This is a genomic window from Natrialba sp. INN-245 (assembly GCF_009807105.1).
GTDB classification, from domain to species: domain Archaea; phylum Halobacteriota; class Halobacteria; order Halobacteriales; family Natrialbaceae; genus Natrarchaeobius; species Natrarchaeobius swarupiae.
Map to the genome: position 1 here is coordinate 161,965 of NZ_WUBV01000017.1, position 12,054 is coordinate 174,018.

At 66.0% G+C, this 12,054-nt stretch carries 11 protein-coding genes; 6 read left to right on the forward strand and 5 right to left on the reverse strand.

The genetic code is table 11. From position 1 onward, the window contains the following. The gene (locus tag GRS80_RS05630; RefSeq protein ID WP_160046706.1) at positions 1-2,202 is read left to right on the forward strand and encodes an AAA family ATPase; all 2,202 of its coding nucleotides are present in this window, start codon (positions 1-3) and stop codon (positions 2,200-2,202) included. 144 nt (positions 2,203-2,346) lie between these two features. Here GRS80_RS05630 and GRS80_RS05635 read toward each other — a convergent pair whose 3' ends face one another. The 4 genes from GRS80_RS05635 to GRS80_RS05650 form a co-directional block, all read right to left on the reverse strand. Next, the gene (locus GRS80_RS05635) at positions 2,347-3,045 is read right to left on the reverse strand and encodes a protein sorting system archaetidylserine decarboxylase (protein WP_160046707.1); all 699 of its coding nucleotides are present in this window, start codon (positions 3,043-3,045) and stop codon (positions 2,347-2,349) included. 85 nt (positions 3,046-3,130) lie between these two features. Next, positions 3,131-3,517, reverse strand: coding sequence for a response regulator (locus tag GRS80_RS05640; RefSeq protein ID WP_160046708.1), 387 nt, complete (start codon positions 3,515-3,517; stop codon positions 3,131-3,133). A 237-nt stretch (positions 3,518-3,754) separates the two neighbouring features. Next, the gene (locus GRS80_RS05645; protein ID WP_160046709.1) at positions 3,755-6,586 is read right to left on the reverse strand and encodes a DEAD/DEAH box helicase; all 2,832 of its coding nucleotides are present in this window, start codon (positions 6,584-6,586) and stop codon (positions 3,755-3,757) included. Positions 6,587-6,780: 194 nt separating this feature from the next. Beyond that, on the reverse strand, positions 6,781-7,302 hold the full coding sequence (locus GRS80_RS05650; protein WP_160046710.1) for a hypothetical protein: 522 nt from the start codon (positions 7,300-7,302) through the stop codon (positions 6,781-6,783). 335 nt (positions 7,303-7,637) lie between these two features. On the opposite strand from GRS80_RS05650, the gene GRS80_RS05655 reads away from it, so the two are divergent. From GRS80_RS05655 to GRS80_RS05665, 4 genes are all read left to right on the forward strand, one after another. Continuing rightward, on the forward strand, positions 7,638-8,618 hold the full coding sequence (locus tag GRS80_RS05655; RefSeq protein ID WP_160046711.1) for a PGF-CTERM sorting domain-containing protein: 981 nt from the start codon (positions 7,638-7,640) through the stop codon (positions 8,616-8,618). 54 nt (positions 8,619-8,672) lie between these two features. Beyond that, positions 8,673-8,894 (forward strand): hypothetical protein, encoded by a 222-nt coding sequence (locus GRS80_RS05660; RefSeq protein ID WP_160046712.1) that lies wholly within the window; start codon positions 8,673-8,675, stop codon positions 8,892-8,894. Between the two features lie 123 nt (positions 8,895-9,017). Further along, positions 9,018-9,182, forward strand: coding sequence for a DUF2252 domain-containing protein (locus tag GRS80_RS20625; protein ID WP_235019653.1), 165 nt, complete (start codon positions 9,018-9,020; stop codon positions 9,180-9,182). 62 nt (positions 9,183-9,244) lie between these two features. Continuing rightward, on the forward strand, positions 9,245-9,505 hold the full coding sequence (locus GRS80_RS05665) for a hypothetical protein (RefSeq protein WP_160046713.1): 261 nt from the start codon (positions 9,245-9,247) through the stop codon (positions 9,503-9,505). A 210-nt stretch (positions 9,506-9,715) separates the two neighbouring features. On the opposite strand, the gene GRS80_RS05670 is transcribed toward GRS80_RS05665, so the two are convergent. Beyond that, entirely contained in the window at positions 9,716-10,948 is a 1,233-nt protein-coding gene (locus tag GRS80_RS05670) for an iron-containing alcohol dehydrogenase family protein (RefSeq protein WP_160046714.1), read from the reverse strand. A gap of 130 nt (positions 10,949-11,078) precedes the next feature. Between GRS80_RS05670 and GRS80_RS05675 the strand changes: the two genes are divergently transcribed. Next, the gene (locus GRS80_RS05675; protein ID WP_160046715.1) at positions 11,079-12,011 is read left to right on the forward strand and encodes a hypothetical protein; all 933 of its coding nucleotides are present in this window, start codon (positions 11,079-11,081) and stop codon (positions 12,009-12,011) included. Positions 12,012-12,054: the final 43 nt, after the last annotated feature.

Below are 12,054 nucleotides of genomic sequence, written 5' to 3' on the forward strand. Positions count from 1 at the left end.
ATGAGTGGGTCGGATTCAGACGGCGTTTCGCTGTCGGTTCGCGCCGCCGAAAAGCGGGATGCGGGACGTGGCGTCGCCCGAATTCCGGAGATCGCACGGAGACAGCTCGGCGTGTTGAGCGGCGACACCGTCGTCATCGAGGGCGAGTCGACGACCGTCGCGAAGCTCTGGCCCGCGGACTCCGCCGTCCCCGAGAACGTCGTCCAGATCGACGCGGACACCCGCGCGAACGCCGGCGTCCACGTCGGCGATACGGTCACCGTCCGCACGAAAGATAAATCGACCATCCGGGAGGCCGAACGCGTCACGCTCGCCGCCCCGGCGACGCTCTCCGAGGAAGCGCTTACCGCGCGCGAGGCGACGAAGAAGCTGCGCAACCGGCCGGTCAGCGTCGGCGAACAGATCCGACTCGAGGGCGTCGGCCAGGAGCCGTTTCGCGTCGTCGACACCGATCCCGACGGCGACGTTCGGATCACCAGCGCGACGACGGTTCGCGTCGTCGATCAGAGCGGCGAGCCGGCCGACGACCTCGTCACGAGCACTCGAGGCGGTGAATCAGACGGCTCCTCGACGTCCCGGGTTTCGTCGGCGTCCAGAGACGGGTTCGAATCCGAGCCGAGTTCCGGCGTGACGTACGAGGATATCGGTGGCTTAGACGAGGAACTCGAACTCGTCCGGGAGATGATCGAACTGCCGCTGTCCGAGCCCGAACTGTTCCAGCGGCTGGGCGTCGAACCGCCATCGGGCGTCCTGTTGTACGGCCCGCCGGGCACCGGGAAGACGCTGATCGCCCGTGCGGTCGCCAACGAGGTCGACGCGAACTTCGTGACGATCTCGGGCCCGGAGATCATGTCGAAGTACAAAGGCGAGAGCGAAGAGCGCCTGCGGGAGGTCTTCGAGGCCGCCGAGGCGAACGCGCCGACGATCATCTTCTTCGACGAGATCGACTCCATCGCCGGCGAGCGCGACGACGACGGGGATGCCGAGAACCGGATCGTCGGTCAACTGCTGACACTGATGGACGGACTCGACGCCCGCGAGGAGGTGATCGTCATCGGGGCAACCAACCGCGTCGACTCGCTCGATCAGGCGCTGCGCCGTGGCGGCCGCTTCGACCGCGAGATCCAGATCGGCGTCCCCGACGCGGAGGGCCGCAGGGAGATCCTCGAGGTCCACACCCGCGGCATGCCGCTGTCCGACGCCGTCAGCGTCGACGCGATCGCTCGTCGAACACATGGCTTTGTCGGTGCAGATCTCGACGCTGTCGCGAGCGAGGCCGCGATGGCCGCCATTCGGGATCGACCGACCGACGCCGACGAGCGGGCGTCGTGGAACCGCGACCCCGCCGTGACGAAACGTCACTTCGACGAGGCGCTGGCATCGGTCGAACCCTCCGCGATGCGCGAGTACGTCGCCGAGTCACCGAACACCGACTTTTCGGACGTCGGCGGCCTCGAGGACGCCAAACAGGTCCTCCGAGAATCCGTCGAGTGGCCGCTTACGTACGACAGACTGTTCGAGGAGACGAACACTGACCCTCCCTCGGGCGTCCTGTTGTACGGCCCACCGGGAACCGGGAAGACGCTGCTCGCGCGGGCGCTCGCCGGCGAGACCGACGTCAACTTCGTCCGGGTAGACGGCCCCGAGATCGTCGACCGGTACGTCGGTGAGTCCGAAAAGGCGATCCGTGAGGTGTTCGAACGGGCTCGGCAGGCCGCGCCATCGATCGTCTTCTTCGACGAGATCGACGCGATCACGGCGGCTCGCGGCGAGAGCCACGAGGTAACCGAACGCGTCGTTTCCCAACTTCTGACCGAACTCGACGGCATGCGCGAGAATCCGAATCTCGTCGTTCTCGCGGCGAGCAACCGCAAGGATCAGATCGATCCCGCCCTGCTTCGGCCCGGGCGGCTCGATACGCACGTGCTGGTCGGCGAGCCCGACCGGGAGGCCCGCGAGAAGATCCTCGAGGTCCACACCCGCGGCAAACCACTGAGCGACGACGTCGATATCGACGGCCTCGCGGCTGAACTCGAGGGGTATACCGGCGCAGACCTCGAGGCGCTCGTCCGCGACGCCTCGATGAAGGCGATCCGCGAGGTCGCGACCGAGTACGATCCCGACGAAGCCAACGCGAAGGCGGGCGAGGTCGTCGTCGAGCGCCGACACCTCGAGGCGGCCCGCGAGCACGTCGACGGATAGCGGGTTCCCGGTGTGGTGTGAGTCCGCGTTTCCGATTTAGATTTCGCCACTAGCAGGAGATGCGGATTGGCCCCCTCCGCTCTTTCGTCCCAGGAGACACTCGTTCTCTTGGGGGCATGGATCACCTCCAGACGTCGCGGGCGGTTACCCCGTGGCGGGGTCGTCGTCATCGGGTGGCGAGACGTCGATCTCGAGGTCGCCACGCTCGACCGAACCGGCGTCGAGAACCACCGTCTCTCCGGCCGTCGTCGAGTCGCCCGGTTCGACGGCGACGTCCGCTACGTCGACCGTCGGTGGGAACAGGAGATCGACTCGACTCCCGAAGGCGATGTGGCCGATCCGCTGGCCCCGCTCGAGATCCTCGCCGGACTCGACATAGGGGTGGATCCGACGCGCGAACGCGCCGGCGATGAGGGTCACCTCGGCATCGGTTTCAGAGGTGTCCGCCGAGGGAAGGTTCGGCGAGTCCGTCTCGAGGCGAGCGTGGACCCGCTCGTTTCGATCGGACTCCTTCGAGAAGGCGGGTCGGTGTGCGCCGGAGACGTGTTCGACGTCCACGACGCGGGCGGCGACCGGGGCGCGGACGACGTGGACGTGCCAGACGTTCATGAAGACGCCGAGGCGAACCCGGTCGCCTTCCTCCCGTATGACCGAGACTGTGCCGTCGGCTGGCGAGACGACGCCCGTCGGTGGCGGCGTTCGCTCGGGGTCGCGAAAGAACGCGAGCGTGGCGACGCCGAGGGCCAGCGCGACGACGCTCGCCGTGACGCTGATGACGAGTGCGAACGGCGCGGCGAGCAGGGGAACGGCCGCGTACTTCCAGGCCCCCGGCGCGAGGTTCATGTCGGAGTAGACGGACGCGACTCGTATGGCCGTTACGGATGGTGTGCGATCGCCACGAGCAGGTGCCCGCCGCGATCTGACGGCGTCACTCTCCGGCGGCGATCGCGAGTCGAATCCGGTTTGCGAAGACGTCCATCCCGCCCGTCGCGCCGCTGCTCTTACTGACGAACGCGGAAACCCCGGCCTCGAGGGCCTCCTCGGCGAGTGGCTCGAGCGGATTTCCGGTAAAGAGCACGAACGGGACCTCGTCGCCGTCACCGTTGATCGATTCGGCGAGTTCGATCCCGGTCTCGTCCGGGAGTTCGTACGTCGAAACGACGCAGTCGAAGCCCGACTCCGCGAGGGTGTCTCGAGTCTCACTCGCCGAGGTTACCGTTTCGATCTCGAAGCCGTGTTCCGACTCGAGGGTCTGGCTGACGTGCTGTGTGATGAAATCGCTGTCTTCGGCGAGGAGAACGGTGTACGACGACATACGTATCGAGAAGTGACACAGGTCCGTCTAATAATTCTTCTTGCAGATCGTATCAGACTCCTATCCTTATCAGCGTATTTCGCCACTCCACACCCCGGAAGAAACGTAACTGCGGGGATACTGGGGGCGAAACGGGGTGGTGAAACTCGTCCTCCAGCGCCCCCGACACTACTATCAAACATGCGTCACTTCTTCAGGACGTAACGGTCGTTCCGAATTCGAGCCGGTCGGTACCCGTCAGTCCCAAAACGACTGCGTTCGCGCGTATTCACGCTCCTTTGAGAGGACGTCCCGGTAGAACTCGGATTCGTCCTCTCGGTGTCTGTTGATGATCTGGGCCGCGTTGTGCGGGCCGACGCCGCGGGCGGCCATCGCGATCACGGCGCGTTTGCCGTGACTCTGGACGAGACTTGCGCTCCGAAACGCACGCTCGGTCATCCGCTCCTGTTCGTCGTCTTTCTTCTGGGCGCGAACGGCGTCGACGACCTCGTCGGCCCACGGGTTCAGCGCCGCGATCCGAGTCGATCCGCACTCGGGACACTCCGGCTGGTCCCGGACGCGTTTTACCTTCGTCCTGGACTTCCACTCCGTGCAGTGGGTACAGAGCAGAATAATCCGGTCGTTCTGAATCCGCTCCCGGACCGTCTCGATGACGCTCGCGTCGGCGTTCTCGGGGGCCAGCAGCTCCTTACCCGACGATCGTCCGCCCTGTCCGATCGCCGTCCGTCCGCGGTGGCACACGACCTCGAGGTCCCCCGACTGGATCGCCTCGAGGACCGAACTCGCTCGCTCGACCGCCAGGTCCTCGTGGAACACCTCCCGGATCGCCTCCTCGTACATCGGGGTGTCCTCGAGTGCCGAGAGCAGCCGTTCGTTCGAGAGTCGACCCGACCCCTGCCAGCGTTTGAGCGCGCCGAACTTTCCCGAGACCTGTGCGAGTCGAAAAGCGAGGGCGTCCGAGCGCTTGAGCCCGAGTTCGACGATCGCCTCGACGTGATCCGGGTCCGTCTCGGTTAGGACTTCGAGGACGTCGCTGGTGGCGATCGAACTCGGCACCTCGAGTTCGATTCGGTAGGGGTCCGTCTCGAGACCGACCGACGAACCGGCGCGCTGACCCAGCAGCGACGAGAGGATCCGACCAATCGTCTCGTTGGCCATGTGGCCAAAGCAGGCGTTGAGAACGACGGTTCGGCCCCGGCGCTCGAGAACGAGCCGGTCGGCCGTCGGCATCGGCGCGTCGGCGTCGACCTGGCGCTCGAGTTGGCCACAGGCCTCGGTGAGCGTGTACTCGTCGCCCGGGTAGCGCCCCGCGAGTTCCCGGCCGACCGCTGTCGCGTCCGCGCCCGCCTCGAGCTGGGGGGCCGCGACGCCGCGGATCTCGCCGACCTCGCCGGCGACGGCGGCCGGAACCGGGATCTCCTGGCCGACCCACGACGGGACCTCGCCGGCAGGGTCCTCGATCGGGCTGACCTTGACTCTGGCCTCGTCGTCGTCGATCTCGGCGATCCGCCACATCTCCCCGCGCTGGACGAACACCTCGCCGGGTCGGGCGAAGTTGACGACGAACCGCTCGTCGAGCGTCCCGATCTGGGTACTCGAGGCGATGTCGTGGACCTCGTAGGTCTCCTCGTCGGGGATCATCGAGAGGTTCGCGTAGACGTACTGCCACGTGCTGCCGCTGGTCTCGATTCGGTTCTCGCCCTCGTCGAACCAGACGATCCGATTGCGGTGGAGTTCGGAGACGACGTCGCGAAAGCGGTCCTCCGAGAGATCTCGAAACGGGTATGCGCGGCGGAGCGTCTCGTAGACCTCGCTTGCATGTCTCGAGCCGCGACTCTGGACGATGCCCGGAATCTGGTTCGCGACGACGTCGAGGCTCCCCTCGTGAATCGCCGCCTGTTCGACCTCTCCCGCACGGGCGCGTCTCGCGATGGCGAGCGCTTCGAACGTGTCGTCGGGACGGGTCGTGACGATGGTCCCGCTCGAGACTTCGTCGCGTCGATGACCGGCACGGCCGATCCGCTGGAGTAGTCGGGTAACCTGTCGCGGGCTCTTGTACTGGATTACGTGATCGACCCGGCCGACGTCGATGCCCAGTTCCATCGATGACGTACAGAGCAACCCGTCCAGGTCGCCGGCCTTGAACCGGTCTTCGACGTCGATCCGGGCCTCCTTCGAGAGCGAGCCGTGGTGAACGCCGATCGGCAACGCGAGTTCCGTAAAGCGGGAGCCGAGCGCCTCGGCAGTCTGGCGGGTGTTGACGAATATCAGTGTCGATTCGTGTTCGTCGACGAGGTCGCGGATCAGTCGGACGTGACTCGCGGTGTCCGGTTCGGTCATCAGCCGCCCCGCGAGTTGCTCGTCTTCCTCGGTGATCTCCGGTTGGCGGACGGCAACGTCGACGTTGCTCCCGACGTCGATCTCCCGTATCTGGCAGGGTCGGCCGCCCGTGAGGAAGTTCCCGACTTCCGCCGGGTCGCCGACGGTCGCCGAGAGTCCGATCCGCTGGATCTCCCCCGCCAGATTTCGGAGTCGCTCTACGCCGACCGCGAGCTGGGCGCCGCGTTTCGACGCCGCGAGTTCGTGGACCTCGTCGATCACGACGTGGGAGACATCCCGAAGTCCTTCCCGCAGCCGCTCGCCAGTCAGCATCGCCTGCAGCGTCTCTGGCGTCGTGATCAGGACGTCCGGCGGATCTTCGGCCTGCTTCCCTCGCTCGTATTGGGTCGTATCGCCGTGGCGAACCGCGACCTCGAGCTCTAGGTACTCACCCCACCACTCGAGGCGCTCGAGCATGTCGCGGTTGAGCGCCCGAAGCGGGGTGACGTAGAGCGCGCCGAACCCCTCGGGCGGTCCCTCGCCGTCGACGAGGTGGTCGAAGACGGGGAGCATGGCCGTCTCGGTCTTGCCACTCCCGGTGGGCGCGATCACGAGCGTGTTCTGGCCGGCCGACAGCGGTGGAATCGCCAGTCGCTGGGGCGGCGTCGGCGTCGAGAATCCGCGCTCGGAGAGCGCATCACGAACCGTCGGTCCGAGGTGCGTAAAGGCGGCTACGTCCCCGTCGCTCATTCGAGACACGGTAGGGGAGACGGCCGGTTAAGGGCCACGTTATTCGTCGATCCCGGCCCGTCGTCGCGCTATAGTAGCCACTGAAAGTCATTGCACACCCGCTCTCGATAATCTACCCGGAGACCGCCCAATCGGGTCGGTCTCCGGGTGATGGCTGCGAGCGATGTGTAAATCGTTTCAGTTGTTACTATAGCTCACTCCTCCTCTTCGGTTTCGTCGTCCGATCCCTCCCCGTCGATCACGTCGGCCACGTCGTCGTCGATTGCCATCTCACCGGGTTCGGCTCGTTCCTCGCGCGCTCGCTCCTCGATCTCTTCGGGCGACCGTTGCTCGTCCGTCACGTCCACGTTCGTCTCCGCGTCGTCGATGACGTCGGCGGCGGATGTCTCGTCAGCGGAGAGCTCGTCGGCGTCCTCGTCCGACGCGTCGGGTTCGTCCGACTCTCCAATGGGAATCTGCTGGAACTCACCCGGAACCGCGTTCGACGTTCGATCGCGAACCGCCTCGAGCGACGGTGCCAGGTCGCGTGCGTTCTCCACGGAGGTGTCGTCGGCCCGGTCGAGATATCGGACGACGAGGTATCCGACGGCGACGAGACCGACCGCGAGTGCGACCAGTCGTCGCAGGGACGTGTCTCGAGACCCCGGTTCGGTCGTCTCGCCCTGTCGTTCGTCGTCGGTTGGCGGCCCCGCTCCAGCGGTGAATCGAGAGCGCATCGAGCGTCGTACAGCCTCGAGTCGGAAGTCGGTTCGGGGTGATCCCGCAGGCGGTTCGTCCCGCGGTCGGCAAAACCGGTCGAAGGCCCTCCGTACCTGCGACTAGGCGGAGCATATTTAGAACCACGGACTCGGAACTTCAGCTGAATGATTGGTCTTCATCCACGACAATCACGGCCCTCGAACGATGGTGACGACGGACCCAGGCGGCCGATCGATACGGTCGAGCGTCGGCGGACCGCCGACCCGCGAGCACCAGACAATGAACCGAAAGCACACGCCGCCGAACCGAGACCACGAGGCCGATCCAGCACGCGGCCGCTCGTGAGGTGACCATGCGCGAGAGTCGAGACACGAGATTGGTCGTTTCGATCGGTGCGGTCGTACTCGGGGTGCTCGTCGCGAGCAGCGCCGTTGCCGGTGTCGCCGCTTCGCCAGGAACGCCCGCCCCGGTCGCCCAGTCGACGAACGATACTCCCGTTTCCGAGCAGGGGCACGAGGAGCCGGTGCCCGAACCCGGCGATCCGTACTTCGAAGCGGCCGCTGAAGACGGTAGCTGGATCAGCTACACCAATCCCCGCGACGAGTATCGGGTGCCGTATCTCGGAGACGGCTCCGGAAAACTCTGCGTCACGCTCCTCAACGAAGCCGGCGAACCCGTCGTCGGCGAGTCGGTCCCGGACGTGACGGCGACGATCGACACCGGCGAGGAACTCGAGTGGCACAGCCACGCTGACCCGTTCGTCGTGGAGTACCCGCTGACGGAGAACTACGACCGGCCGCTCGATGCCGACCAGTTCGGCACCGACCCCGACCTGCCACAGGGCGATGGCTACCTCGACTCGCACTGTTTCGAGTGGCACGGCCTGCCGGAGGACGAGACGGTCGAGTACGGCGAGATCGAACTCGAGGGCGAGGACGCCGATCGAATCGAGGTCGTCGGCTACGTCCAGCAGGCCCACGATTCCTGGGAGACGGACGTCGATCCGCTGACGGCAGCACAACCGTACGAGGAGGCTGGCGGCTGGACATACCACCCCGACGGCTCACACGGGCAGGCAGTCGTCGTGTTACAACTCGACGGCCAGGATCTCGAGTCGCCCGCGGACGACGGCGGCGAGCACGGCGACGATGCGGACGATACGATAACCGACGTCGACGACCGCGACTCGGTCGACTCGGACGACCGGACGAGCGAGGGAGATGACACCGAAGCGGACGACTCCGGTGACGGAAGCGACAGAACGCCCGGATTCGGCGTCCTCGTCGCACTCCTCGTGCTGACGGTCGCCGCCGTCGCGAGCCGGCGGTGGTGATCTCGAGCGAATCACGTACGCTTTTACTGATCGGACCCCGAGCATTCGAGGACGATGACTTCCGACGCCGAGAGCGGAAACCCACGCGTTCCGATCGTCTGTCCCGAATGTGAGACCACCTCGCGCGTCCCGCTGACAGATCTCGCCGACGCGATCGAACGGCACAACGACCAGCTCCACGACGGCGAGGGGGTCGCCGAAGTCGACCCGGACGTCGCAGACCACATCGCCGACCTGATCGCGACGGAGCTCGGATTGCTCGAGGACGGCGCGTAATCTGTCGCCTTCGTCCGTTCTACTCGCATTTCGTCTCCGGCCGCGTGACTCGAGGAGCCACCGCGATCTCACGCCGAGATAGCCGGCGGTCGATTTATCGACGACGACGCGTTCCCCTCACGTATGGCTCGCTCGAGTCACACCTGTGTCTGTGGCGCCGTGTTGCAGTTCAAACAGGATCTCCGAAAGGAGCCGGGAACGACCGCTCCGACGTGGAAGTGCAATGACTGTGGCACTCCGGTTCCCGGAACAGTCGCCGAGAAAATCAGCCATCAAAACCCCTCGTGACCGGAGCCGGTGGCCGGACCGAAGCACACATTCGTCTCCGAAGCGAACGAGAAATCAGGCACATGTCCGAGGACACCGACGACTGGATGGCACCACCGGACGAGTACATCCTCGAGGAGATGCAGTCCGACGACGTCTTCTCGCCAACGCACATCGAGGAGGCCGACATCTGTCGCGGTCCCGATGCAGCCTACCGATGTCGCGAACTCGCGAAACGCGGACTGCTCCGAAAACACGCCCCGGGCCTGTACGACATCACCGACCTCGGCGAGCGCGTTCTCGAGGGGTCGGTCGATCCGGACGAACTCGAAGTCGAAGACTGATACGGGCAGCTATGCGTCTGTCCCGATCGATCGCAGAGTGATCGGCGATCGACCGGTACTCATACGGTTTACTGTACGTCAGTACCGCCGCTCCCGGAGAACGGGTCCCGGGCGCGGCGGTACGCAGGGACAGCAATCCGTATCAATCATTGCAGACCGGACGAACGGTCGTTCCGGGAAGCGAACCCACCGTCGAGTCGCCTCGCTCCGTTACCAGGCGTCCTCGAGAACGCCCACGATCTCCTCCTGCGAGGGGTCGAGCCCCGGCGGCGCGTTGGCCATGAACGAATCGTCGAGAATGTTCTCGGCGACGGCAGGGAACTCGTCGGGGCTGGGGCCGTCGACATCGCGGAGTCGGTCGGGGAGCGACAGCGCGTCGCGAACGTCCTCAACAGTCTCGACGATCGCGTCGTCCGGATCGGCCGCGTCACCGACGCCGAGGGCGTCCGCCAGGACGGTCGGCCGAACGTCTGCGCCCTCCGCCCCGAGGAGGTACTCGAGAACGTGGGGAACGACGACGGCGTGGGCGGCCCCCTGCTGAACGTCGTACGTCCGCGTCAGACCGTGGCCGAACGCGTGGACGATCGAGAGCGTCGTCTCGCCGGGTCTCGAGATGCCGTACTGGACGAGGACGGTCCCTTCGACGATCGTCTCGAACGTCGACGAATCGCGCTCGCCCTCGCCGAACGCGCGGAGGCCGTCGACCAGCGAGCGCAATCCACGAGATGCGGTCGCGTCGGTCACGGGCGTGGCGTTGCTCGCGTACAACGTCTCGAGACCCTTGTCGAAGCCGTTCATCGCCGAGCCCGCGAGGATCGGTTCGGGCGTCGTCGCGACGAGTTCCGGATCGTAGACGGCCGCGACGGGCATCAGTGCCGGGCCGGAGATGCCGCCGCTGACCTCCTCGTCGACGAGGCCGGAGTCGGGCGCGGCCGTCACGCCAGCGACCTGTGAGAGGTCTGCACCCGCAAGCGTCGTCGGGACGGCCACGATCGGGAGCAGTCCCTCGTCGGGAACCGGAATCGTCCCCGTCTCGGCGAACGCCCCGGCTACCGCCTCCCGCGGCCGATCGAGCGCCGCGAGCGTGCTCACCACCTTCGCGACGTCGAGGCTACTTCCCCCGCCGAGGCTCACGAGGACGTCGACGTCCGCTCGCTCGGCTCGCTCGAGGCCGTCGACCGCCGTCTCGAGGCGCTTTTCGGGGGTCGTCTCGTCGAAGACGCCAGCCAGCCGATCGCCGAGCCCGCTCCTGACGGGATCGATGACGTCCGGCGTGGTACCGACCGTCGAGCCACAGACGACCAGCGCGCGCTCGAGACCCTGGCGCTCGAGTTCGTCCTCGAGGTCGTCGACGCAGCCGGAGCCGAACCTGATCGTCGCGGGATCGTACTCGAACCGAAATACCGGGTCGCGCCCTCGATCGTCCGTCCGCGTTGCAGTCATAGGCGTGCCTACGAGTTGAGCGGTGTTAAAAGCGCGAACGCCGGCGAGATGCGCGACGTCGGATGTCGAAGACCACTATCCTCGGGTCACTACCGTAATTCATTTGACCGACAGGTCTGACAAACGAACGATGCCCTCCAGACAACTGTCTTCCAGACGGGCGTTTCTCGCCTCGAGTGCGATCGGCCTCGGTGCCGTCCTCGCAGGGTGTGTCGAACCCGGCGGTGCGTTACGGATGACTGCCGTCGAGACGGACGAACAGATCGCCACCGAAGCGACCCGCGCGGTCGATTCGAGCCGTGAACCGGAGACGGCCTCGCTGCTCGAGGAGGCACGCGATCGGGGCGAGGCGGACGTGGAAGGGGAACGCGTCCCTTTCCGACCGGATCGGCCAGTCAAGTTCGACGGAGTCGTCTACGAGGTGTCCTGGGAGGTCGTCGGCGAGCGAACGGAGGCGGGGTACGTCGTCACCGCGACGATCGGAACCGACGACGTCGGCGAGCCCGAAATCGCGTTCGAGGAGTTGCCACCGATCGACCGATCCGCCCTGGAGAGCTTACCGGAACGCATCGACCACTTCGAGGGAGGCGACGATCGCGCGTTCGGTATGGACGTCGAGTACTACCACGACGAGGAGGAACTCGAAGAGTCGGCGCTCGTCCCGGAACCGGAGTACGAGGTGATCGACGTCGACGGCGAACCGGTCGGTATCCGGACCCGCGAGGACGAGCGGATACTCTCGACATATCGGTACGACCTCGAAGAGATCGCGACGGCGACGGCCTACGGTGCCGAGTTGCGCGAGCGATCGGTCGTGCTCGATTCGCTCACCGGTGACGAGCGGGAATTCGTCGAGGAAGCCGTCGAGGACGGTCTTGCGGTCGTCGGTCGGGACGACGAGGCGTTCATCGGCGTCGGCGAGCGACTGCTCGAGACGGAGCCGATCTACGAGGACGAGTCCACCGGCGAGTGGCTCGTCGAGTACGAGGGCACACTGTACTGGACGGAACTCGACGCGCTTCGAACGCAGGAACTCGTCGATCGACTCGGCGACGAGGAGTGACCCGGGGCGTGGCCGTTCGCATCCATGTGTGGATGACCACGGC

Bases quoted from the DNA above. Each gene is read 5' to 3' on its own strand.
- GRS80_RS05630 (WP_160046706.1), top strand. From the start codon at position 1: ATGAGTGGGTCGGATTCAGACGGCGTTTCGCTGTCGGTTCGCGCCGCC.
- GRS80_RS05635 (WP_160046707.1), bottom strand. From the start codon at position 3,045: ATGAACCTCGCGCCGGGGGCCTGGAAGTACGCGGCCGTTCCCCTGCTC.
- GRS80_RS05640 (WP_160046708.1), bottom strand. From the start codon at position 3,517: ATGTCGTCGTACACCGTTCTCCTCGCCGAAGACAGCGATTTCATCACA.
- GRS80_RS05645 (WP_160046709.1), bottom strand. From the start codon at position 6,586: ATGAGCGACGGGGACGTAGCCGCCTTTACGCACCTCGGACCGACGGTT.
- GRS80_RS05650 (WP_160046710.1), bottom strand. From the start codon at position 7,302: ATGCGCTCTCGATTCACCGCTGGAGCGGGGCCGCCAACCGACGACGAA.
- GRS80_RS05655 (WP_160046711.1), top strand. From the start codon at position 7,638: ATGCGCGAGAGTCGAGACACGAGATTGGTCGTTTCGATCGGTGCGGTC.
- GRS80_RS05660 (WP_160046712.1), top strand. From the start codon at position 8,673: ATGACTTCCGACGCCGAGAGCGGAAACCCACGCGTTCCGATCGTCTGT.
- GRS80_RS20625 (WP_235019653.1), top strand. From the start codon at position 9,018: ATGGCTCGCTCGAGTCACACCTGTGTCTGTGGCGCCGTGTTGCAGTTC.
- GRS80_RS05665 (WP_160046713.1), top strand. From the start codon at position 9,245: ATGTCCGAGGACACCGACGACTGGATGGCACCACCGGACGAGTACATC.
- GRS80_RS05670 (WP_160046714.1), bottom strand. From the start codon at position 10,948: ATGACTGCAACGCGGACGGACGATCGAGGGCGCGACCCGGTATTTCGG.
- GRS80_RS05675 (WP_160046715.1), top strand. From the start codon at position 11,079: ATGCCCTCCAGACAACTGTCTTCCAGACGGGCGTTTCTCGCCTCGAGT.